The organism is Acuticoccus yangtzensis (assembly GCF_001927245.1).
In the GTDB taxonomy this organism is placed as follows: domain Bacteria; phylum Pseudomonadota; class Alphaproteobacteria; order Rhizobiales; family Amorphaceae; genus Acuticoccus; species Acuticoccus yangtzensis.
This window is the reverse complement of record NZ_MJUX01000001.1, coordinates 1,017,993-1,041,042: the sequence shown is the minus strand read 5'-3', so window position 1 is coordinate 1,041,042 and position 23,050 is coordinate 1,017,993. Positions and strand designations below refer to the sequence as shown.

The following is a 23,050-nucleotide window of genomic DNA, read 5'->3' as shown; positions in this document are numbered from 1 at the left end:
GTTCTCGTCTATCTCGAACAAGAGAAGAACATTAACCATTTGAGATGTTATGCCTTCTGTGCCAGCTCATCCGGAGAGGTTTCCTTCGGCCCCTTCGCATCGTGTTCAGGTGCCGAGTGAACATGATCTGGCTCTCTCTGATCGCTTCCCTTCAGGAATTTTGCGCCAAGCCTGCGGGCTTTTGACAAAAGGGCTTCATATTTATGAAGCTCCCCGAAGTCTTGACCATATCTCAGCTTTATCATTCCTTCTGACGTTTCTGTCTCTTTTTTCCAAAGGCCCCATACTTTGGGTTTCACAGAGCAAGGTGCATCCTGAGACAGGATATTTTTCGCCCGAAGGGCTGATCGATATCGGCATTGATCCTGAAAGGCTGTGGTTTGTCGAAGCGGGAAGGGCGCGTGACGTCTTATGGAGTCTTGAGCAGTCCCTCTCATCAGGTGCAATACCTTGTGTCGTTGGGGAAATCGCTGATTCTGGCCCGGTGAATATGACGGCATCGCGCCGTCTCAGCTTACGGGCTCAGAAAATGGGGTGTGCTGTCCATATTATGGTGTTGGGAAATTCAGTCGGTGCCACCTGCGCTTTGACGCGCTGGGTGGTTCTGCCTGTCCCGTCGACACCTACGAAAAGAAATTGGCCTAGGTGGCGCCTGGAACTTAAAAAGAACAAAACAGGATCAATTGGGGTTTATAATGTATCATATGATCCCCTTACACATTCTTTCGTCAGCACTCCATCTCTCCAGGCGAATGGCACAAGCCCACGACAAAAGAAGCCTGAGCAGTCAGAGGTTGTTGCGAGGCCGCTGAGCCCAAAATTCGGGATGGCAAAAGGAGGAGCGGCATGAGCGCCTCATGCCGCATTCTCTATCTCTGGCTACCCATGCTTCCCACCGACAGGATTTTCCGCCTCGCTCAAGCGGAGGTGCCGGCCGTAACCTCCGTCAAAGCAAACAACGTGATGCGGGTGGCAGCCTGTAACCAAGCGGCTCAGGATGCGAAATTATATGCGGGTATGCCGCTGACCGACGCCCGGGCATTGATCCAAAACCTTGAGATTTACCCTTCTGACCCAGCTGCGGAACGCAAAATTCTTCTTCAACTCGCAGGGGCTTGCAAAAGGTTTACGCCTTTTGTCGCTCTGGGAGACGGCCATGACTTAATTCTCGACATTTCCGGCTGTAGCCACCTTTTTGGAGGAGAGGAAGGGCTTGTTCAAAAGCTCTGCGATCTGGTGCGCGGGGCAGGAATCCTGCCGGTCGTAGCGGTCGCAGATCATCTCTCCGCCGCCTGGGCAGTGGCCCGCTATGGTTCGGGTGGGATCGTTCCGAAAGGGGAACACGTGACGGCGGCCGCCGACCTGCCGCTGGCTGCATTGCGTCTACCTGCAGAAACGGTAGCCGTCATGGCCCGGTTGGGATTGAAAACCGTAGCTGAAGTTTTGGCCCAGCCCCGCGGGCCTCTTGTGCAGCGCTTCGGCCCCCTCGTCGCCCGACGTATCGATCAGCTGACTGGGCTCGAAGATGAGCCGATCAGCCCGCTACGCCCCGCTGCGGCGCATATTTTCGACCGTGCTTTTGCCGAGCCCGTCGAGCATCTCGAGTCGCTCAAGATGGCGCTTTCGCAGCTGTCGGCCGCCCTTGCCGAAGCCCTTTCGCAAAAAGGGATGGGGACCCGCCGCTTCGTCCTTCGGCTCTTTTATGCCGATGGGACGGTCAGCGACATTGTGGCGGGGGCAAGCACGCCGATTGACGATCCGCAACGTATCGCCCGTCTTCTCGTGCCGCGGCTCGAAGCCATGCCCCCGCGCTCCGAGGCCGGAAGCGGTGTCGATCTCATGCGGATCCAGGCTGACGATGTGGAGGAGATGGGGCCGCAACAAGGCCGTCTCGGTACGTCTATCGATGCCCCGCGTGCCCTTGCCGATCTGATCGACACGCTGAGCGAACGGCTTGGAGTTGCCTCCGTTTACCGTCTTGCACCTGTCGACACTCACATCCCTGGGCGTCAGACCAGACGGGTGCCGGCCCTTCATGCTTTGAACGCCTCCTTGTGGCCGCAGGCGGGGCCGCGGCGTGCGGCAGGTCCGCTGCGTCCCTTGCGTCTTCTTGATCCGCCCGAACTCATTCACGCGGTCGCGGGTGTGCCGGATGGCCCGCCGGCCCGATTTCAATGGCGGCGCGTCTTCTATCAAGTCGCCTTCGCCGAAGGGCCTGAGCGTATTGCGCCCGAATGGTGGCGCGAAGAGGAGGAAAGCTACGACTACTTTCGCGTCGAGGACCTGGAGGGGCGCGGCTTCTGGCTCTTTCGCAAAGGACTTTATGAACGGGAAACGTCATCGCCTCGCTGGTTCATGCATGGCTTGTTTGGTTGATGACTTTAATGAGGGACGGTTTCATTGAACTGGCCGCCAAAAGTAATTTTTCGTTCCTTGAGGGAGCGTCGCATCCCGAGGAGCTGGTGCTCACGGCTGCGCTCCTCGGCCTGTCAGGTCTTGCCGTGTGTGACCGCAACACGCTTGCCGGGGTGGTGCGCACTCATCTGGCCGGGAAGGAAGTGGGGCTGCGGACATTCGTTGGCTGCCATCTGGTCTTCGCTGACGGCACCCCCAACATTCTCGTCTGGCCGTCCGACCGCCAAGCTTATGGTCGTCTCTGCCGCCTCCTCAGTGTCGGAAACCTGCGCGGATCCAAGGATGACTGCCGCCTCTTTCTCGGTGATCTCATCGAATGGTGTGAGGGGCAAATTCTTGCCGTCGTCGCCCCAGGCGCGGATGAGGTGGCCGTCGAGGGGGTGGTGAACGCCCTTCGTCCGCATTTGTCTCACCGGCTGCGCCTCGCTGTGGCGATGAATTATGGTGCAGAGGATGAGCGCGTCCTGCGTGCTCATCTCTCTCTGGCCAAGCGGCTCGATCTGGCGCCGCTTGCGACGACGTTTCCTCTCTATCACGATCCCGCGAGACGGCCGCTTCAGGATGTTTTGACCGCCATTCGCCTGCACACCACGCTGGATGAAGCTGGTCGGAGGCTTGCTGCCAACGCCGAGCGGTATGTGAAGCCCGCTTCCGAAATCGCCCGGCTGTTCGCTGCCGCCCCTCGTGCTGTGAGCGAGAGCCTCAGGCTGATGGACGAGATCGGCTTTTCGCTCGACGAGCTGCGCTACGAGTATCCCGAGGAGCCGACGGATCCGGGGTGCACGCCGCAGCAGACACTCGCCCGCCTTACCTATGAGGGCGCGGCGCGGCGGTACCCGGAAGGTATGCCGGATCAGGTCGCGGCCCTGATCGCCCACGAGCTCCAACTGATCGAAGCACTTGAATATGCGCCATATTTTCTGACGGTTCATGACATTGTCCGCTTCGCGCGCGACAATGCGATCCTCGCCCAAGGACGAGGATCGGCGGCCAACTCCGCCGTCTGCTTCTGCCTCGGTGTGACGGAGGTGGACCCGGTGCGCGCCGACCTCCTGTTCGAGCGTTTTATTTCCCCAGAGCGACGTGAACCGCCCGATATCGACGTCGACTTCGAGCATGAGCGGCGCGAGGAGGTGATCCAGTATATTTATGAAAAATATGGCCGTGATCGCGCGGGCATCGCCGCCACAGTGGTGACGTACCGGGCCCGGTCGGCGGCGCGTGAGATCGGCAAAGCGCTCGGCTTCAGCGAGGACAGCGTGGCAGCCTTGTCGGGCAACGTCTGGGGGCCGAGCGGGCGGGGGATCGATGCGGCCGATGCTGAGCGGGCCGGGCTCGATCCAGGCCATGGCCGGATCGGTCATCTCATCAGATTATCGCAGGAAATCGCGGGTTTTCCGCGCCATTTGTCCCAGCATGTAGGCGGTTTCGTCATCACCCGCGGGCGGCTCGACGAGATGGTGCCCATCGTCAAGGCGTCGATGGACGGGCGTACGACCATCGAGTGGGACAAGGACGATCTCGACGCGCTCGGAATCCTCAAGATCGATGTGCTGGCGCTCGGTATGCTGACGTGCCTGCGCAAAGGACTGTCCCTGCTGGCTCGACATTATAGCGCCGATTTCGGGCTGTTACCTCCTCCCGATGACGGCGCGCCAGAGGGCCGCCAAACCGCGCCGAATCCCTTGGAAGGGGGGGAGGGGAGCGCCCAGACCGATGCATTCAGCCCCCTCACCCTGGCGAGCATACCATCGGAGGATCCGGACGTTTACGCCATGATTTGCCGGGCCGACACGCTGGGTGTCTTCCAGATCGAGAGTCGCGCCCAGATGACGATGCTGCCGCGCCTGAAACCGAACACCTTTTACGACCTCGTCATCGAGGTGGCGATCGTACGGCCAGGGCCGATTCAAGGCGATATGGTGCATCCTTATCTTCGTCGGCGTCAGGGCAAGGAGAGGGTCTCCTATCCGTCTCAGGAGCTGAAGGCGGTGCTGTCGAAAACCCTCGGCGTGCCGCTCTTTCAGGAGCAGGCGATGAAGATTGCGATCGTCGCCGCAGGATTTACGCCAGCCGAGGCCGATCAACTGCGCCGCGCGATGGCGACCTTCAAGAAGGTCGGAACCATCGGGACCTTCCAGCGCAAGATGATCGAAGGCATGGCTGCGCGCGGTTATGATCCAGAATTTGCCGAGCGTTGCTTCCGTCAGATCGAAGGCTTCGGCGAATACGGGTTTCCTGAAAGTCACGCCGCGAGTTTTGCGCTTCTCGTCTACTCGTCCTCGTGGCTGAAGTGCCATTATCCGGACGTGTTCTGTGCGGCGCTTCTCAACAGTCAGCCGATGGGATTTTATGCCCCGGCGCAGATCGTTCGCGATGCGCGAGAGCACGGCGTCGCGGTGCGGCCGGTCGATGTCAACTCGTCGGACTGGGATTGCACGCTGGAGGCGGGACCGCGCGCCGCCGAGCGTCTGCACCCCGATCATGCCGAAATGGCCGGGGCGATCCGCTCGCACTGCGCCGTTCGGCTCGGTTTGCGGCAGGTCAAGGGGCTTGCAGAGGAGGAGATGCGCCGCCTCGTCGCGCGGCGCGGAGCGGGCTACGATTCGGTTCGCGACGTGTGGCTGCGCACCGGCCTGCCGCGGGCGACGCTGGAACGTCTGGCCGATGCCGACACCTTCGGATCGCTGGGGCTCAACAGGCGTGAGGCGCTGTGGGCCGCCCGCGGAATCGATAAGGACTCGCGTATCGAGGATCTGCCGCTGTTCGCCGCGTCGGATCATGCGGCGCTGCAAGTGGAGGTGGCGGCGAACCTGCCGCCGATGCCGCCGGGAGAAGAGGTCATCAACGATTACCGCTTCTTGTCGCTTTCGTTGAAGGCGCATCCTGCGCGCTTCGTGCGACCCGCCTTGGCGCGCGAGGGGGTGCGGCCCGCGCGCGACGTGCCGGCCGCTGCGGGGCGACGTGTGTCCGTCGCAGGTCTTGTCCTGGTGCGGCAGCGACCCGGATCGGCCAAAGGTGTGATTTTCATGACCGTCGAGGACGAGACGGGGATCGCCAACATCATCGTCTGGCCGAAGGTGTTTGAAGCGTTCCGGCAGGTGGTGCTGGGGGCGCGCTTCATCAAGGTCACGGGCTGGGTGCAGGCCGAGGACGGCGTCGTGCATGTGGTCGCGGCGCAGCTGGAGGATCGCACCCCCCTGTTGACGGCGCTCAGCAAGGACGGAGGCGATTGGAGTGCGCTGGACCGTGCCGACGAAGTGAAGAGCCCTGGCGTGGACCTGCGCACCGAGGTCAAGCCGCGGTCTGAGATGGCGCGCTTGTTGGCGGAGGTTCCTGGGCTGGAAGAGGACGCCGGGCGGATGCTGGCGCAGAACCGCGCGGTGACGGAGGCGCTGGCGGCTCACCGCACGGCGGCCGACGGGATGGCCCGGCGAGGCGGGAGCCCGCCCGGCTCCAATGGGGGGCGCAGCGGCCACAGGCTCGCATCCCGCCCCCCGAGCCACCCCATGCCGGACCTGGAGCGAGATGCGGCGCGTGACCTGCGACAGGCTCTGCCGAAAGGGCGAAATTTCCAATGATCCGAGCCATTCCCCGCGGCCGCCACTTACCAACCCGCGCCGCCATTAGGCTGGAAACCTGGTGGGCCGATCCGAGTGGACGAGGGCGACACATTTCCCATGGCCGATGTATGGTGGTTGCCGGTCTCGCAGGGCGCTCCGCGCCCAGCAAAAGGAGACGTATTCATCCGCGGCAGCGCCCGCGCTCGACGAAAACCGCGCCCTCAACCATCGCCGAAGAGCATCGTTTCCGGCGAGGCGCGGCCCGCAGCGGCGCTCACAATGCGCGGCGCGGCAGCACCGCTCACAGAGTGAGGCGCGGCAGCGCCGCTTACGGTGCGCTGCCGGGGGCGGCGGGTCAGTCCGCTGCGCGTCAGGTCGCGATCTCAGTCATCCTTGGGCGGGACCGGGACCGCCTCCCAGGCCGCATCGCTCTCCGCGCCGGGCTTCACCACATGCGGCGTGGACCGGCTGGCCCGGCGGATCCCGCTCATATAATCGGGCGCCGTCACCCCCATCGAGACGTAGATGTTCGTCAGCCCTTCGACACCGAATCCGGCCGGCCGCACCCACTCCGCCGGCAGGAAGAAAAGCCCGCCGCCGAACGGGACCGGCGCCGTCGGCACCATCACGATCCTGTAGTCCTGCCCCTCGATTTCGACCGGGTGGTCGGACGGCATCAACCCCAGCACCGCCGTGCGCCGCTCGTCGGAAAAGAAGCACCACACCGGGCTCATCGACTTCACGTCGACATCGTCACGCTGTTCGAGGAGCTGAACGAACCGCGTGATCGTCTTGTAGATGGTCCCGATCAGCGGCAGCCGCCCGATGGTCTCGTTGAAGAACGTCGACCACACGGTGCGCAAGCGCGACTGGACCAGAAGGCCGAGCGCGTAGAGCCCGGCCAGAACGATCGCCAGCCCGATGAGATAGGCCAGGTTATCGTCGACCACGAAGGCGCCGAGCTGGGTCACGGACCGGCCGAACCACGATCCAGGCCCCACGAAACTTGCCACATAGGCCGCGATCCAGCCGATCACCAGAAAGGTCAACAGCACCGGCAAGACGGCCAGGACTCCGGTGATGATCGGGCGGAGGATCAAAACAAGTGGATGCATGGGTGCTCCAGCAGTGAATCTTCGGACGTGAACGCAGACAATACCGCCTCGTTCATCTCATAATGATCGCTAGCGATCATTGCAGGTGGAGACTGATGATATGGCGGTGCACGGCAATACAAAGGTGATCTATGTCGCTCTCTTTGCCAAAATTGCCATCGCTGTTACGAAGTTTATTGCATCAGTGTTGACGGGGTCATCAGCCATGTTTGCCGAAGCGGTGCATTCTGTTGTCGATACAGGCAATCAACTGCTGCTTCTGTTCGGTGTCCGGCAGGCGCAACGGCCCGCCAATCGGATGCATCCCTTCGGCCATGGCAAGGACCTATACTTCTATGCGTTCCTGGTGGCGATCCTGATTTTCGGAGCCGGCGCCGGATTCGCGGCCTACGAGGGGATCGAGAAGCTCCTCCATCCTCGCCGCGTGAGCGGGTCCTACATCAATTATGCCGTCATCCTGATCGCGCTCGTGTACGAGGTTTGGGCCTGGCGCATGGCCTACCGCACCCTGCGCGCCGCAGCCGAAGGGCGCAGCCTCGTCGAGACGATCCGCCGATCCAAAGACCCGACCCTGTTCACCCTCCTGTTGGAGGACAGCGCGGCTCTGACGGGCCTCGTCCTCGCCTTCTTCGGCATCGCGATGAGCCATATCACCGGGCATTCGGCGTGGGACGCGGCCGCCTCACTCGCCGTGGCCGCGGTCCTTGCCGCAACGGCGGTGGCCCTCGCGATCGAGACGAAGGGCCTTCTGGTGGGGGAGGCGGCGAACCCGCGCCTCGTCAACCGCGTGCGCCTCGCCGTCGCGGCCGACCGTGCGGTGGTCGACGTCGGCGACGTCCTCACCATGCACCTCGGCCCCAACGAGGTGCTGACTGTGGTTTCGGCCGATTTCGACAACAGCCTCACCGCCAAAGAGGTGGAAGGGGCCGTCCACCGCCTCAAATCACGCATCGAGGATATGTATCCCGACATTGCGCAGCTCTATATCGAAACGCGTGCGCTCAAGCCTGGCTCGGGCACCCGTTGATGCTTTACACAGGGACCGCAGCCTTTTAGGGAGATCGGCATGGCTCAGACCCCGCTCCGCCGCTTGATTCAGCTCTTCACCTGGTGGAACGGCACCACCTGGGGAACGTCGTGGACGACGTATCTTCGCGGTGAAGAGGTCGGCACCGATCAGTATGGCAACCGCTACTTCCGCACCAAAGGCGGCAAGAAGGACCCGGCGCTCGGCTATGACCGCCGCTGGGTGATCTATGCCGGTGAGGCGGAAGCGACATCGATCCCCCCCGGCTGGTATCGCTGGATGCACCACCTGACCGACCTTCTGCCCGACCACCAGGGCTACGTCGCGAAGGAGTGGGAAGCCCCGCACCGCCCGAATCCGACCGGCACCGCGGGCGCCTATCGCCCGCAGGGGTCCATCTTCCGTCCCGACCCCGAAGCCGGCGTATCGGCGGGCTATGACGCCTGGACCCCCGGTTCGGCACCCGGTGGAGCCGGTCAATGAAGCTCACGCGCGCAAGAGAGGTGGCGACCGTCACGGCGCCCGCCTCTTACTTCACCGGCACCGTTTACCAGGTGCCGATCGTCACCGCGCCGGATCCGGCACGCGTCAACGCTGCCTCGGTGACCTTCACGCCCGGTGCCCGCACCAATTGGCACACCCACCCGCTCGGCCAGACGCTGCACGTCGTCTCCGGTACCGGCTGGTTTCAGACCGAGGGTGAAGCGCGCATCGAGATCCACGCCGGCGACACCATCTTCATCCCGCCCGGCGAACGCCATTGGCATGGCGCGACGGCGACGCAGATGATGACCCACATCGCCATCCACGAGCGCGATCCGGCAGCTGGCCACATCACGTGGCAGGAGCCTGTCAGCGAAAAGGATTATCTCGGCGAGGGCTGATCCGCTGCACAAATGCGGCTGGACGCGGCGTTGCACCGTGGCAGCGGCCGGCCGATGGCGCCAGCCGACGAGCAGGCGGGCTGTAAGGCTCGCGCAGACGACCAGGCGGTCGGCAAAGCCCGAGAAGACGACTAGCCGGGCGGCAAGCCGCGCAGACAACCAGACGGTCGCAAAGTCCGTGCAGACTATCAAGAGCGTGGTAAGCCGCGCAGACGACTAGGCGGGCGGCAATGCCCGCGTAACGGGCAGGGGACGGGGCGTGCTGCGCGTTCACGCCGAGATTGGATCCGGAACACTCATCGCGGATTCGGCTGGGGCTGACGCGGTGGGGCATCGCGCCTGATCAGGCGAGCAATCACGGCTACGCTGCGACAACGCGACTCAGCGTTAGGGGCCCTTCCCGTGAGGTTGGAATCGACTCACGTCGCAGCAGGCTTGCTCGTGAGGAGCGCTGCGACGAGCGGGCCGGTGGCACGGCCGAGCCGGGCAACGAGGCACAGCATATACACTGATGGCGCCCCTCGGGCGGACTAAGCCGCACCGTGGGCAGGATACCGTCGCGACGCTTGCCGGTAGCTTGGCTGCCGACTGCATGACGCTGCTCGGCACGATGTCGCCCTGTTCCGCCGGTTGATCCGAACCCAGCAACACGGGCGCCAAAAACGAGCGCTAACCTTTGCCGTTCTTCTGGTCTGTGGCGGGCGTCTGGCCGCTTCCGCACCCTTCTTCGCGCTGGCTGGCGTAGCTGACGGATCTCTCGGTGTCGCACGCGCGCGCGGCGGGGGTGAAGAGCTGCGTCGCCATCCCCACCACCGCAAGCACCAGGCTGAAAAGGCGCGCGGCCGTGGGGCGGTCCAGCCGGCGGCGCACCTCCGGCGACAGCGTCGGCTCGCGCGGCGCAAGGAAGGCCGGCGCCGAACGATCGGCACTGATGACGGCCTGCGCTAAATATGCCGGTTGCCAGCCCGCCAACGCGCCGAACTCGTCCGTGCGCGGCGCGTAGGGCGCCACATGCTCGCACAAAAAGTCGCCGAGCTCGGACGGCAGAACGATGATCCCGCGCACGACCTCGTCGTCCAGCACCGCCTCGAAACGCAGCTCGGGAGGGCGTCCGCCGCGCGGTACGGGGAAGACGGTTTCGATCTCGGCCACACCCGCAGCCGACGTGATCGCAAACGCCTGGGTCGACCGCGGCCCGTCGCCGGCAGGGGCAAAAAGGTCCAGCCGCACGAACACGTCCGGCACCGGGGCCAGCGCGGCATCGACGATTTGCAGCCGCATCATCAGCGGAACGCCGCGGGCGAGCCCGTCGTCCTCACCGCCATCGTCGGCGGCAACATCGACCTGGACGGGAAGGTGACGAGGATCGTAGCGCGGAGCGATCCTGGCGATCGGCGCGCCGGACAGGACGGAACGGCACCCCTCCGGAACGACGCTCACACGCTCCCCGGAGGGAGAGGCGTCGATCAGGGTCAGGTCGCGACGCCAGCCTAGAGAAACGGAAGCTAACGGCAGCATGGCGACCTTTGTTCCCTCCGTTTCGTTAATACACACATGACGGGCTAACGGCTCAGAGGGGCTTGGGTTTCATGCCGGGGGGCTTTTCCCCCGGCATCTTATGGCTAGTGTGAACCAACCCTTACGGATAGGTCGTGAATGCGACCGTCGGCTCAGGACCGCTGAAGACGCGCCAGCAGGGCTGACGTGTCGTAGCGCCCGCCGCCCATCTTCTGCACGTCGCCGTAGAACTGGTCGACCAGCGCCGTCACCGGCATGCGCGAGCCGTTGCGGCGCGCCTCTTCCAGAACGATGTGCAGGTCCTTGCGCATCCAGTCGACCGCGAAGCCGTGGTTGTACTCGTCCGCATCCATCGTCTTCCAGCGGTTCTCCATCTGCCACGAGCCGGCCGCGCCCTTGGAGATGACCGACACGACCTTCTCGATGTCGAGCCCGGCGGCCTTCGCGAAGTGGATGCCTTCGGCGAGGCCCTGGACGAGCCCGGCGATGCAGGTCTGGTTCACCATCTTGGTGAGCTGGCCCGCGCCGGTGGGGCCCATCAGACCGACCATCTTGGCGTAGCAGTCGATCACGGGCTTCGCCTTGTCGAACACCGCTTCGTCGCCGCCGACCATCACCGTCAGCGCACCGTTCTCGGCGCCGGCCTGGCCGCCGGACACCGGGGCGTCGAGGAACTCGAACCCGGCGGCTGCGGCGGCCGCGCCCAGCTCGCGCGCGACCTCGGCCGAGGCGGTCGTGTTGTCGACGAAGATGGCGCCCTTCTTCATCGCCGCGAAAGCACCGCCCTCGGCGATCGTCACCGAACGCAGGTCGTCGTCGTTGCCGACGCAGCAGAACACGAAGTCCTGCCCTTCCGCGGCCTCGGCCGGGGTCGCCTTGAAGCTGCCGCCGTTCTCGGCCGCCCACTTCTCGGCCTTCGCGGTGGTGCGGTTGTAGACGGTCACATCGTGACCGCCGTTCTTCAGGTGGCGTGCCATGGGGTAGCCCATGACGCCGAGGCCCAGGAATGCGACCTTTGCCATCGAGCGCTCCTTCTCCGTTCTAATGTATTAGGTTCGAGTTCTATGGCCTCAAGGCAGCGCGGCCAAGGCCTGATCGAGATCGGCGATCAGATCGTCCGCCGCCTCGATGCCGACCGCGAAGCGCATCAGCGCCGGCGGCATGTTGGTCGACGGCGGCTCGATGGAATGGCGGTGCTCGATCAGGCTTTCAACGCCGCCCAGCGACGTCGCGCGTTTGATGAGCGTCAGCCGCGCCGCGAAGGCCAGCGCCTCGGCCGCGCCGCCCGCCACGTCGAACGACATCAGCGCGCCGAAGCCGCCGTCCATCTGCGCCGCGGCCACGTTGTGCGCCGGGTGGCTGGCAAGGCCCGGATAGCGCACCTTCGTCACCTTCGGGTGCGCCTCCAGCCAGGCCGCCAGACGTTCCGCATTGCGGCACGCTTCGCGCACGCGCACGTGCAGGGTGCGCATGCCGCGCGTCAGGAGCCAGGCGTCGAACGGGCTCAGCACGCAGCCTTCCTTGGCGCGGATGTCGAGCGCAGCGTCGTAAAGCGTGCGGTCCCCTTCGCCGACGACGAGCACACCGGCGAGCACGTCCGAATGGCCGTTGAGGCCCTTGGTGGCGGAATGCATCACGATGTCCGCGCCGTGCTCCAGCGGGCGCGTCAGGATCGGCGTCGCGGTGGTGGAATCGACCGCCAGCACCGCGCCCGCCTTGTGGACGATCTCGGCCGCCTCGCGGATCGAAATCACGTCGAGGAAGGGGTTCGAGGGCGTCTCGATGAGGACGAGCTTCGGGGCGTGGGTCGCCACCGTCTCGGCGAGGCTGTCCAGCGATGCGCCGTCGAAGGTGATGGGAGCGCCGTCCGCCAGCCGCTCCGCCAGCACCTGCGTCCCATAGTAGGAACCGCGCTGCACGGCCACGCTGCCGCCCGCGGCGCGCATCATCGCCGCCGCCGCCGCGAGGCCGGAGCCGAACAGCGCCGCCTCGGTCCCGCCCTCCAGCTTGGCGATGATCGTCTCCGCCTCGCGCCCCGTCGGGCTGTGCGGCCGGCGATAGACGTCGCCCGAGGCCGGGGTCTGATAAGCCTCGTCGCGCACGAAGGTGGTGGAGGGCTGCCAGGGGGTGACGATGCCCCCGGTGGCCTGGTCGATCTGACCGGCGGCCTGGGCGGCGATGGTTTCGGGCTTCAGGGGCATAGGGCTCATCGTGGGGAACTCATGTGGCACTCATCACAGGGGGCTCGGCCGGCCCGGTGGCGTCCGCCGGCCGGCTTGCCGTGTTGGCGGTCTTCAAGTGCCGTGTCAGCCGCCGTTCGGCAAGGTTCCATACCTGCCGCAGCGTCTCCACCAGGATGAGATAGAGCGCTGCGGCATAGAAGTAGACCTCGAACCTGAAGCTCTGCGAGTAGGCGAGCCGGGTCTCGCCGAGAAGGTCGTAGACGGTGACGATCGACGCCACCGCCGAGCCTTTGATCATCAAAATGACCTCGTTGCCGAACGGGCGCAGCGCGTAGAGCGAGGCCTGGGGCAGGATGACCTTGCGGAAGGTCTGCAGCCGGTCGAGGCCGAGCGCCATCGCCCCCTCCCACTGGCCGACAGGCACCGCCCGCACCGCGCCGCGAAAGATCTCCGACTGGTAGGCCGCCGTGTTCAGCGTGAAGGCGAGCACCGCGCAGTTGAACGGGTCGCGCAGGAAGTTCCACACCCCGATCGCCCGCCAGAACCCGGAGAACTGCCCCGCCCCGTAGTAGATGAGGAAGAGCTGGGCGAGCAACGGCGTGCCACGGAAGAGGTTGGTATAAAGCCACGTCAGCGGTCCGGTGATCCGCCCCCCCTTCATGCGAAGATAGGTGAGGCCGGTGGCCAGGATCGCCCCCAGCCCGACCGAATAGACGACGAGCTGAATGGTGACGACGAAGCCGTCGAGAAGGTCGTCCCCGTAGCGCACGAGGATCTCGGGCAGATACTCGCTCATCGCGCATAGGCCCGGTTGTAGCGCGCTTCCAACAGGCTGAGCAGGCCCGACGAAACCAGCGAGATGGCGAAGTAGATGAGGATCGCCATCGCGAAGAAGAAGAACGGCTCCTTGGTGACCCCGACCGCGACGAAGGTGCGGCGCAAAAGGTCCGGAAGGCCGAGTGCCATGACCAGCGCCGTATCCTTCAACAGCACCAGCCACAGGTTGGAGAGGCCGGGGAGGGCGAGGCGCATCACCTGCGGCAACATGATCTTCCACATCGTCGCCTTGGGGCCGAGGCCCAGCGCCTGGGCGGCCTCCCGCTGCCCCTTCGGCACGCCCGACAGCGCGCCCATGAACACCTCCGCCACATAGGACGCCGACACTGCGCCGAGCGCGATCACGCCGGACGCGAAGGCGGGCATGTCGAAATAGACGTCGGTGAAGAAGCCCGTCACCCAGCGCACCAGAAGGCCGGAGCCATAGTAGACGATGAAGAGGGTGATGAGCTCCGGCAGCCCCTTGAAGACGACGCAGAAAGCCGTCGCCGGAACCCGAAGCGTCCACCGGGCGGAACGCCGCGCCAGCGCGAGCATGAAGCCGGTCGCAAGGGCGAGGGGCGCTGTGACGAAGGCGAGGGCGAGTGTGACCTTCAGGCCGTCGAGGAGCTCGTCGCCCCATCCGTCCGCGCCAAAGGAGAGCAGTGCGAAGTTGTCCATGAAGTCCGGCGGGCTGGGGTGTCGCGGGCGGTCAAAAAAGCTCCGGCAGGTTATCCCTCTGAGGCGCCGGGTCAAATTATTCCAGCGTGCAATTCGCGCGCCTGCCGCCGGATTCTCCGGGGTTCGCTCTGCCGATTTCGCGTGCAAGTTGTTGAGTTGCCTCAATAATTGGCGCCTCTGGGTTGAGGTCGATGCCCGATCCGGCTTAGCTTGCCCGCGACGAACCGGAGGCAGCCCATGCGATATGCATCGATTACGGACAGGCTTCGCGGTCTCGGATCCGGCAAGTGGGCCGTGCATTTCGAAGCACGGCGGCGCGCAGATGCGGGAGAGGGGATCATCGAGCTCACCATCGGGGAGCCCGACATCCCCCCGGAGGAGAACCTGCTCGACGTCTGTACCGAGGCGATGCACGCCGGGCGCACCGGCTACGGGATCGGCGGCGGCGCCGACCCCGCCCTCGCGGACGCCATCGCCGCGAAATATTCCGCCCGCACCGGACGCACCCTCACCGCCGCCAACGTGCTCGCCTTTCCCGGCACCCAGACGGCGCTTTACGCCTCCATCATGGGCCTCGCCGAAAAGGGCGACGAGGTGCTGGTCGGCGACCCCTACTACGCCACCTACGAAGGCGTGATTCGCGCCGCCGGGGCCTCCATGCGCAAGGTGCCGCTCCACGCGCGCCACGCCTTCCACATGCAGGCCGCGGATCTGGAACGCGCGATCACCCCGCGCTGCCGGGTGCTGCTCCTCAATTCGCCGCACAATCCCACCGGCGCGATCCTGACGCGGGACGAGATCGCGGCGCTGGGCGAGGTCTGCCGCCGTCACGATCTGTGGATCGTCTGCGACGAGGTCTACGAGGAGCTGATCTTCGAGGGCCGCTTCGTCTCTCCGCTCGACCTCGACGAACTGGCGGAACGGTCGATCGCTCTGTCGTCGATCTCCAAGTCCCACGCCGCGCCCGGCTTTCGCTCCGGCTGGGCCGTCGGCCCCGCCGAGTTTTGCGAGCGGCTCCTGCCGGTGTCCGAGACGATGCTGTTCGGCAACCAGCCCTTCATCGCCGACATGACCACCTACGCGCTCACCGAGCCGTCCCCCACCGCCGACATCCTGCGCACCACCTACCGCCGCCGCGCCGACGTGGTGACGGCCGGCCTCGCCGGCTCCCCCCTCGTCCCGCTGATGCCGGACGCGGGAATGTTCATCCTCGTCGACGTGTCCGCCCTCGGCATGGACGGCGAAACCTTTGCCTGGGCGATGCTCGACCGCGGCGTGGCGGTGATGCCCGGCGGCGCGTTCGGCGCCCAGGCCCGCGATTTCATCCGCATCAGCCTCACCGTGCCCGACGAGGACATCGCCGAAGCCTGCCGCCGCATCTCAGCCTTCGCTGCGACGGCGAGCACCGAGCGGCCGCGCAAGTCGGCCTGACCGTTCGGCGGCGCGCTCCCGACGCCTTGCGTGCGGCACGGCCTCAGCGAGGGGAGTTCCCCCCTCGCGCTCCCCCCGCTTCGCCAGCGGGCAGGCGGTCAGTTCGGGCTGAAGAAGCCCGAGACTGACCACCTTGGATCAGGCTGGGAAGGCGGCTGACGGCGTCAAGCCATCGTCCTCGCCATGCTCGCGCCCTCCCTGAAGAGAGGGCACTGCGCGTGGCTCCGGGCGATGGCTTGACCCCGTCATCCCCCTTCGAGACGAACGATCGGCTCAGGCGGTCAGGCGACGGTAGATCGCGTCCGCATCGTCGCGGCCGGCGAGCGCGAAGAGAGCGGCGAACTTTTCGCGCAGGTCCGCCGGCGGGATCGGCGCGGTCACGTCGCCTGGGGCATCGTCCAACGTGGCGGTCAGCGTCGCGCCGTCGGTCAGGCGAATGTCGACGCGGCAGCGACGCAACGGGGCGAGCGCCGTCATCTTCGGGTCGGCGGTGACGGTGACGCGCCGCATGAGGTCGCGCGCCGCGCCGTCCGCCAATGCGGCCTCATAGGCGGCGGCGGTGATCGGCCGGCCCGTCGCCGCCAGCGCCACCGTCGCCGGGATCGAGAAGCGGCCGGCCATGACGTTGACCGGCTCGCGCTCCGACAGCATTGCGGCGCTGGCGAAGGTGGTGACCTCTACCGCCGCGATGTCGGCCGCGGGTCGGCCCTCCGTCCACGCGGCGCGGAAGGCGGCCAGCGCCCCCTGCGTCTCGCGGCACGAGGCGTCCACCTTCATGAAGTTGGTCGCGATGAGGTAGGTTTCGCCGAGACCCGCCGCTGCGGCGTCCGGATCGAAGTGAGAGCCGAGGACGTTGCCGAAGACGGCCTCGATGCCGCCCGGCTCGCCCGTTACCCCCGCGTCGAAGAGGTCCAGCGCCAGGAGGCCGTTGCGGGCCGCGACACCCACCCACGCCGAGCGGATCGTGCCCCCCTTCATCGGCGCCGTCACGCTGGTACCGAGGCCGAGACCGCCCGCAATGTCGAGGATCGCCGCGAACTCGGCCCGGTCGCGCCCCGTCAGATGCGCCGCCGCCGCAGCCGCGCCGATCGCTCCCCACGTGCCGTGACCGTGCGCCGCCGGCCGCAACGTGGTGCCGAGGCCGACACGCGCGCCCACCTCGTAGCCCGCCACGAAAGCGTCGAACCGCGCCTTGTCGTCCGCCTTCAACAGCGCCGCCACCGCAAGCGCACCCGCCGCAGCGTGCGCCGCCGGGTGGCTTCCGGTGTCGTAGTGGCCGTCGTCCAGCTCCAGCGCGGTCGCCGCGAAGCCGACAACCAGCGCGATGTTGCCGAACGCCGCCTTCAGCCCCGTCAACGGCTCTGTCGCGCCGTGCCCCGCGAATCGCTCGGCGAAGCGCGCCACCTCCGGGTCGGTGAAGCCCGCCACCATGCAGGCCACCGTGTCGGCATAGACCCGCGCGGCGTGGGCGCGTACGTCCTCCGGCATCGCCCGGCTGTCGAACCCGGCGAAGGCCGCGGCAAGCGTCTCGGCGATCATCGCGACCGGCGCGCCCGTGCGCGTCCCATGACGGTGATGGCGAGCAACGACACGCCGATCACCGCCAGCGACACGCCCGTCACCATCGTCCCCAGCGCGTAGACCGCCGGGGTCGTCACCGTCTGCGTCAGCCCGCGCAGCTCCAGCGGCAGCGTGTTGCGCCCGCCGATCGCCTGGCTGGTCCGTGCCAGCTCATCCCACGACAGGGTGAAGCCGAAGAGCGCGATGCCGATGAGGGACGGCGCGATGATCGGCAGGATGACGAGCCACAAGGTCTGCCACGGCGAGGCGCCGAGGTCGCGCGCAGCCTCCTCGTAGCGCCTGTCGAACCGGTTGAAGGCGGCCAGCAGGATGAGGAGACCAAACGGCAGCGTCCACGTCAGATGCGCACCCAGCGCCGAGGTGAAGAGGCCGGTCGAGGTCTGGTGACCGGTGACGAATTCCTTCACCCAATCGTCGAACAGGCGGAACTCCAGGCCGATGCCCAGCGAGACCACGATGGACGGGACGATCAGCGAGGCGATGACGGTGTAGAAGAGCAGCGTCGCCCCGCGGAAGCCGAGCCTATAGGCCAGCGCCGCCGGCAGCGAGATGGCGAGCGTCAGCCCCGCCACCACGGCGCCGAGCCGCAGCGAGCGGTAGAACGCCGCCCAGATGTCGACCACGCCGACACCCTTCCACAGTTCGGCGAACCAGTGGGTGGAGAAGCCGCGCATGGGGAAGGTGAGGCCACCCTCCGGCCCCTGAAAGGAGAGGGCGAAGATGGCGAACATCGGCCCGTACAGGAACAGGACGAACAGGGTGAAGATGCCCGCCAGGATGTAGAAGCGGCGCCCGCGCTCGTTCATCGGCCCCTCACAGCTCCCGTCTGACGTCGACCAGCTTGGTCATGGCGAAGATGATCATCAAGACGGCGCCCAGAAGAACCACCGCATTGGCGGCGGCGATCGGGAACTGAAGATACTGCATCTGCACCTGGATCGTCTTGCCCACCGACGCGATCTGCTGCCCGCCCATCACGCCCACGGTGATGTAGTCGCCCATCACGATGGTGATGACGAAGATCGACCCGATGACGATGCCGGGCCGGCAGAGCGGCGCCACCACCGACATCGCGATTGTCCAGATCGACGCGCCAGCGTCGCGCGCGGCCTCCAGGATCTCCCGGTCGATGCGCATCATCGAGTTCACGATCGGCACCATCATGAACATCGTATAGAGGTGGATGAAGGCCAAAATCACCGCGAAGTCGGAATAGAGCAGCCACTCCTGCGGCTCGGAGATCAGCCCCATCGACATCAGCGTCTGATTCACCAGCCCGTTGCGGCCGAGCAGCGGGATCCACGCCATCATGCGGATGACGTTGGAGGTCCAGAACGGGATCGTGCACAACAGGAAGAGCGCGATCTGCGTCGACGTCTTCTTCACCTCGAAGACGATGAACCAGGCGAGCGTGAAGCCCAAAATCAGCGTGATCGCCCAGACGATGAAGCAGAACTTCAGCGTCGACAGGTACGTGGCGAAGGTGACGCACAGCGTCGGCAGCCGGGCGATGCAGCGGTCGAACACGTCGACATAGTTCGTCACCACCATCGCCGGCTCGATGGAATATTGGGTGTACTCCCAGAAGGAGACGATGATCGTCAGGATCAACGGACCGACGAAGAAGATCGCCATGACGAGGATCAGGGGCCCCGCCAGGGCGTAGGGGCGGTCGAGCAGGCTGACGCGGCGCTTCACGCCGTGCAGCGCAGCCGCGTCGCTTTGCGGGGTGACGAGCGCTGTGTGCGCTCGCCCCTCGGCAATCGGGGGCGTCCCCGTGGCCTGCTCGGTGGTCGTCACGACGCGACGAACTCGTTCCACTTGCGGACCATGTAGACGTTCTCGTCCATCACCGCGTTCCAGCACGAGATGGCGCCGAGACGGTCCTGATAGGACCCGCCGTCACGCACTTCGCCTGCCTTGGCGAGGAGCTGGCCGGACGGAGACATGATGTCCTGCTCGGCCGCGGCGCCTTCCATCCAGTAGGCCCACTCATAGGCTTCCATGTTCTCCTTGGCGGTGCCCAGAACCGCCGAGTAATAGCCCTGGCGGTTGAGGAAGGCACCGGCCCAGCCGGAGAGGAACCAGTTGATGAACTCGTACGCCGCGTCCTGCTGGCGCCCGTCGATCGTCGCGGGCAGGCCGAAGCCCGCCGCCCACGCGCGGTAGCCTTCCTTCAGCGGCTGATACTTGCACTCGATGCCCTGGGTGCGCACCGCGGTCACGGCCGGCGACCACATCGACTGAATGACCACCTCGCCCGACGCCATCAGGTTCACGGACTCGTTGAAGTCCTGCCACAAGGCGCGGAACTGGCCGGCACGCTTGGCCTCGATCAGCGTCTCGATCGTCAGGTCGATCTCGTCGCGCGTCATGTTGCCCTTGTCGGCATATTGGTGCTCGCCGAGCGCCTCGACCACGAGGGCGGCGTCCATGATGCCGATGGACGGAATGTTCAGGATCGACGCCTTGCCCTTGAATTCCGGATTCAGAAGCTCGGCCCAGGACTCGATCGGGCGGCCGATGAGGTCCGGACGGATGCCCAGCGTGTCGGCATTATAGACGGTGGGGATCAGCGACATGAAGCCGGTCGGCTCTGTGGCGAAGTCCGTCGCCTCCTCGCCGGGCAGCCAGATCACCTTCTTCGGCGCGGTGCCCTGGTCGCCCACCGGCTGGCCGTCGATCGTGCCTTCGGTGAACAGCGTGGTGATGTTGTCCGCCTGGGTGATCTTGGACGTGTCCATGCCCTTCAGATTGCCCGTCGGGACAACGTTCTTCAGCGACATGTACTCGATGTCGACGAGGTCGAAGGTGTTGGGCTGCGTCACCACGCGCCGCGTCACCTCGTCGGTGGTGACGGGGATGTATTCGATGGTGATGCCGAGGTCTTCCTTCACCTTCGCGGCGATCTCCGCCGACTGGTTCACCGCGGTGCCGAGGTAACGCAGCGTAGGCGCCTCCTGGGCCTGGACGGCCGGGGCGAAGAGCTTGGTGGACGCGGCGACCGTGGTGGCGGCGGCGGTGCCGTAGAGGAACTTGCGGCGGTTCAGCCCGCCGGGACGGCTCGGACGATCGGTCATGATTGCTCCATCATTTTTATAAGGGTGACTCAGGAAGCCGGGTCCGGCGGATTGTGGTGGCGCCGCCGGGAGGGGATTGCGGGGAGGGCGGTCAGGCAGCCTTCAGCCCCTCGTCCGCTTCGGGTTTGCCCAGGGGGACGACGTCGCCATCGTCCCAGGCGAGGCCCACGGTGTCGCCTTCGTGGACCGGGAAAGCGCGCATCGCCGTCTCGTCCACCATGGCGGAGAGGTCGTCTTCGCCCGACAGGCGCACCAGCACATAGTGGCCCTGATATTCGACCGAGGTGACGGTGGCGGTGCGCCGCCCGGCACCCGGCGCCACGAGGTCGAGCTTGTCGGCCCGCAGCGACAGTTCGCGGCCCGCCTCCGTGAGCACGTTGTGGGCGCCGATGAAGCGGGCGACGAAGGCGGTCTTCGGCGTGTCGAACACCTCACGCGCGGTGCCGGACTGCTCGATATGGCCGTCCTTCATCAACACCACGAGGTCGGAGAGGGCGAGCGCCTCGTCCTGGCTGTGGGTGACGTGGATGAAGGTGATGCCGAGTTCGTGCTGCAGCCGCTTCAGCTCGGCGCGCATCCTGAGGCGCAGCGCCGGGTCGAGCGCGGACAAAGGCTCGTCCAGCAGCAGCACCTTGGGGTTGGTGACGAGGGCGCGGGCGAGCGCCACACGCTGCTGCTGCCCACCCGACAGCTCGGCCGGGCGGCGGATTGCATATTTCGTCATCTCCACCAGCTCGAGGCGCTGCATGGCCTCTTCGCGCCGCTGCCTCTTTTTGAGGCCGCGGACGCGCAAAGCGAAGGCGACGTTGTCGACCACGCTCATGTGCGGGAAGAGGGCGTAGGACTGGAACATCATCGCCGTGCCGCGCTCGGCCGGCGGCAGTCCGGTGACGTTGCGTCCGCCGAGGACCACGTCGCCGGCGCTCGCCACCTCGTGGCCTGCGATCATGCGCAGCGTGGTCGTCTTGCCGCAGCCGGAGGGGCCGAGAAGGCAGCAATAGGCGCCCGCGGGAATCTTCAGGTCGACGCCGCGAACCGCGACCGTGTCCCCGTACCGCTTGGCGACGCCGATGAGTTCAAGCTCTGCCTCGTGCAACGATGGTCCCCCCGTGTGCCGCCAGGAAGAGCAAATCGTATGCCATGGTGCTTTTCAAGGCAGGCCGCAAATTTCAGCGGCCCGCCCCGCTCTCCGGTGGCGCAGCGGCGTCAGACGAGGCCGAGATCCGCCGCCGTCAGCGTACCGGTGAACCCCACCAGCGTGACAGTGGCCGTATCCGTCACCACCAGCGTGTCGTCGCCGTCTGCGACGATTTCGACATCGTCCATCGACTCGATCAGCAGGCCGAGCATGTCGACGCCTGACCGGAAGTCGAGGATGCGGTCGTTGTCGCGGGCCGAGAAGACGTCCGCCCCGCGCCCGCCGACGAGGATGTCGATAGCCTCATCTGCCCCGCCGCCGATCATGTCGTCGCCCGCGCCGCCGAAGATCCGGTCGCGCCCGCCGCCGCCGGACAAATAGTCGCCGTCGTCCTCGGCGTCGGTCCGGCCGCGGCCGCCGAAGATGGTGTCCGCCCCGTCGCCGCCCTGGATATAGTCGGCGCCGAGACCGCCGGTGATGTGATTGCGGCCGGCCTCGCCCCAGAGCATATCGTCGCCGGCGCCGCCGTCGACCGTGTCGAGCCCGCCTTCCAGCCACGCCTGGTCGTTGCCGCCCAGCAGCAGCACATGGTCATTGCCCGGCCCGGCAATCACCATGTTCGGCGAATTGTTGCCGGCGATCCGGTCGTCACCGGCCCCGCCCCAGGTCAGGAACGCTTCGCGAGGGATGACGAGGCGCTCGGATGCGGACGTTCCGAGGAGCCAAAAGCCGGGCCGGTCGGTGTACTCATAGAGGGAAGGCTTGGGAAAGGGCGAGGTCATATCAAGCTGAACTTCAAGAACTGATTGGGATGATCACCCTATCCTAAAGTGCCCGCCGCCACCCGCGAAGACTCCGTAAGACAGTTATTTAAGGCGGCGCTTGCTCCGCGGCCGCGGCGCACGCCGAACGCCCGTCACGGCATGGGGATTTCGGCCTCCGTCGGCACGTTGTAGCCGGCCTTCACCGCAGGCCGCGCGGCCAGCTCCAGGTACCACCGCTTGACGTTCGGGAAGGCGTTGAGGTCCACCCCGTGCCAGGCGAAGCGCGCCGCCCACGGCCAGGTGATGACGTCCGCGACCGTATATTCGGCGCCCGCCATGTAGGCCGTTTCGCCGAGCCGCTTGTCGAGCACGCCGTAAAGACGCTGCGTCTCCTTCAGGAAGCGCTCCTCGGCATAGTCGGCCTTGCCCTTGTTGAAGTGGTGGAAGTGGTGCGTCTGGCCCAGCATCGGGCCGAAGCCGCCCATCTGCCACATCAGCCACTCGTAGGTGCGCCACCGCGCCTCGCCGGACGCGGGAAGAAGCTTACCCGTCTTTTCAGCGAGGTAGAGCAGGATCGCGCCCGATTCCATCAAGGTCAGCCCGGTATCCGTGTCGACGATGGCCGGGATCTTGTTGTTCGGAGCGATCGCCAGAAACGACGGGTCGAACTGCTCGTCCTTGGTGATGTTGATCGGATGCACCGTGTAGGGGAGGCCGACCTCCTCCAGCATGATCGACACCTTTTTGCCGTTCGGCGTTCCCCAGGTGTAGAGTTCGATCGTCATGGACTCTTCCTCGCGTGTTGTTGATCCAGGGCTTAGCATGCAGGCGCCTCGGCGCGCCAATGGGTTGTC

General features: G+C 65.8%; 20 protein-coding genes. 7 read left to right on the top strand and 13 right to left on the bottom strand.

What is annotated here, in order from left to right; translation table 11 throughout:
- Positions 1-49 precede the first annotated feature (49 nt).
- Genes BIX52_RS22755 through BIX52_RS04570 form a run of 3 tightly spaced genes read left to right on the top strand, consistent with a single transcriptional unit; the run spans position 50 to position 5,996 of the window.
- Complete coding sequence (locus BIX52_RS22755) at positions 50-850, top strand: ImuA family protein (RefSeq protein ID WP_139312711.1); 801 nt, start codon at positions 50-52, stop codon at positions 848-850.
- The gene (locus BIX52_RS04575; RefSeq protein ID WP_075219745.1) at positions 847-2,376 is read left to right on the top strand and encodes a Y-family DNA polymerase; all 1,530 of its coding nucleotides are present in this window, start codon (positions 847-849) and stop codon (positions 2,374-2,376) included. The genes BIX52_RS22755 and BIX52_RS04575 overlap by 4 nt, the downstream gene beginning before the upstream one ends.
- On the top strand, positions 2,376-5,996 hold the full coding sequence (locus tag BIX52_RS04570; RefSeq protein WP_075219744.1) for an error-prone DNA polymerase: 3,621 nt from the start codon (positions 2,376-2,378) through the stop codon (positions 5,994-5,996). Before BIX52_RS04575 ends, BIX52_RS04570 begins: the two co-directional genes overlap by 1 nt.
- Positions 5,997-6,361: 365 nt before the next feature.
- Here BIX52_RS04570 and BIX52_RS04565 read toward each other — a convergent pair whose 3' ends face one another.
- Positions 6,362-7,093: a DUF502 domain-containing protein gene (locus tag BIX52_RS04565; protein ID WP_075219743.1), complete on the bottom strand. Its 732-nt coding sequence runs from the start codon at positions 7,091-7,093 to the stop codon at positions 6,362-6,364.
- A 100-nt stretch (positions 7,094-7,193) separates the two neighbouring features.
- On the opposite strand from BIX52_RS04565, the gene BIX52_RS04560 reads away from it, so the two are divergent.
- From BIX52_RS04560 to BIX52_RS04550, 3 genes are read left to right on the top strand one after another with little or no spacing between them, the layout of a single operon-like run.
- Entirely contained in the window at positions 7,194-8,120 is a 927-nt protein-coding gene (locus BIX52_RS04560; protein WP_075219742.1) for a cation diffusion facilitator family transporter, read from the top strand.
- A gap of 39 nt (positions 8,121-8,159) precedes the next feature.
- Positions 8,160-8,603, top strand: a complete 444-nt coding sequence (locus tag BIX52_RS04555) for an NADH:ubiquinone oxidoreductase subunit NDUFA12 (protein WP_075219741.1) — start codon at positions 8,160-8,162, stop codon at positions 8,601-8,603.
- Positions 8,600-9,004, top strand: a complete 405-nt coding sequence (locus BIX52_RS04550) for a (R)-mandelonitrile lyase (RefSeq protein WP_075219740.1) — start codon at positions 8,600-8,602, stop codon at positions 9,002-9,004. Before BIX52_RS04555 ends, BIX52_RS04550 begins: the two co-directional genes overlap by 4 nt.
- A gap of 669 nt (positions 9,005-9,673) precedes the next feature.
- On the opposite strand, the gene BIX52_RS04545 is transcribed toward BIX52_RS04550, so the two are convergent.
- From BIX52_RS04545 to BIX52_RS04525, 5 genes are all read right to left on the bottom strand, one after another.
- Positions 9,674-10,444 carry a peptidase associated/transthyretin-like domain-containing protein gene (locus tag BIX52_RS04545; RefSeq protein ID WP_075219739.1) on the bottom strand — a complete coding sequence of 257 codons (771 nt, stop codon included), beginning with the start codon at positions 10,442-10,444 and terminating at the stop codon, positions 9,674-9,676.
- A 230-nt stretch (positions 10,445-10,674) separates the two neighbouring features.
- Positions 10,675-11,544, bottom strand: coding sequence for an NAD(P)-dependent oxidoreductase (locus tag BIX52_RS04540; protein WP_075219738.1), 870 nt, complete (start codon positions 11,542-11,544; stop codon positions 10,675-10,677).
- Between the two features lie 48 nt (positions 11,545-11,592).
- Positions 11,593-12,732 (bottom strand): trans-sulfuration enzyme family protein, encoded by a 1,140-nt coding sequence (locus BIX52_RS04535; protein WP_075219737.1) that lies wholly within the window; start codon positions 12,730-12,732, stop codon positions 11,593-11,595.
- A 10-nt stretch (positions 12,733-12,742) separates the two neighbouring features.
- Positions 12,743-13,501, bottom strand: a complete 759-nt coding sequence (locus BIX52_RS04530; RefSeq protein ID WP_075219736.1) for an ABC transporter permease — start codon at positions 13,499-13,501, stop codon at positions 12,743-12,745.
- Positions 13,498-14,202: an ABC transporter permease gene (locus BIX52_RS04525; protein WP_075219735.1), complete on the bottom strand. Its 705-nt coding sequence runs from the start codon at positions 14,200-14,202 to the stop codon at positions 13,498-13,500. Before BIX52_RS04525 ends, BIX52_RS04530 begins: the two co-directional genes overlap by 4 nt.
- 237 nt (positions 14,203-14,439) lie before the next feature.
- On the opposite strand from BIX52_RS04525, the gene BIX52_RS04520 reads away from it, so the two are divergent.
- Positions 14,440-15,633: a pyridoxal phosphate-dependent aminotransferase gene (locus tag BIX52_RS04520; protein ID WP_075219734.1), complete on the top strand. Its 1,194-nt coding sequence runs from the start codon at positions 14,440-14,442 to the stop codon at positions 15,631-15,633.
- Between the two features lie 273 nt (positions 15,634-15,906).
- On the opposite strand, the gene BIX52_RS04515 is transcribed toward BIX52_RS04520, so the two are convergent.
- The 7 genes from BIX52_RS04515 to BIX52_RS04485 form a co-directional block, all read right to left on the bottom strand.
- Positions 15,907-17,172: an MmgE/PrpD family protein gene (locus tag BIX52_RS04515; RefSeq protein WP_075219733.1), complete on the bottom strand. Its 1,266-nt coding sequence runs from the start codon at positions 17,170-17,172 to the stop codon at positions 15,907-15,909.
- Entirely contained in the window at positions 17,169-18,020 is an 852-nt protein-coding gene (locus tag BIX52_RS04510) for an ABC transporter permease (RefSeq protein ID WP_075219732.1), read from the bottom strand. Before BIX52_RS04510 ends, BIX52_RS04515 begins: the two co-directional genes overlap by 4 nt.
- Before the next feature lie 7 nt (positions 18,021-18,027).
- Positions 18,028-19,014, bottom strand: a complete 987-nt coding sequence (locus BIX52_RS04505) for an ABC transporter permease (RefSeq protein WP_425426666.1) — start codon at positions 19,012-19,014, stop codon at positions 18,028-18,030.
- The gene (locus BIX52_RS04500) at positions 19,011-20,294 is read right to left on the bottom strand and encodes an ABC transporter substrate-binding protein (RefSeq protein ID WP_075219731.1); all 1,284 of its coding nucleotides are present in this window, start codon (positions 20,292-20,294) and stop codon (positions 19,011-19,013) included. The genes BIX52_RS04505 and BIX52_RS04500 overlap by 4 nt, the downstream gene beginning before the upstream one ends.
- Positions 20,295-20,385: 91 nt before the next feature.
- Positions 20,386-21,390 (bottom strand): ABC transporter ATP-binding protein, encoded by a 1,005-nt coding sequence (locus BIX52_RS04495; RefSeq protein WP_075219730.1) that lies wholly within the window; start codon positions 21,388-21,390, stop codon positions 20,386-20,388.
- A gap of 110 nt (positions 21,391-21,500) precedes the next feature.
- Positions 21,501-22,214, bottom strand: a complete 714-nt coding sequence (locus tag BIX52_RS04490) for a calcium-binding protein (protein WP_075219729.1) — start codon at positions 22,212-22,214, stop codon at positions 21,501-21,503.
- Between the two features lie 134 nt (positions 22,215-22,348).
- A complete protein-coding gene (locus BIX52_RS04485) occupies positions 22,349-22,981 on the bottom strand; it encodes a glutathione S-transferase family protein (RefSeq protein ID WP_075219728.1) in 633 nt (210 codons plus the stop codon).
- Positions 22,982-23,050: the final 69 nt, after the last annotated feature.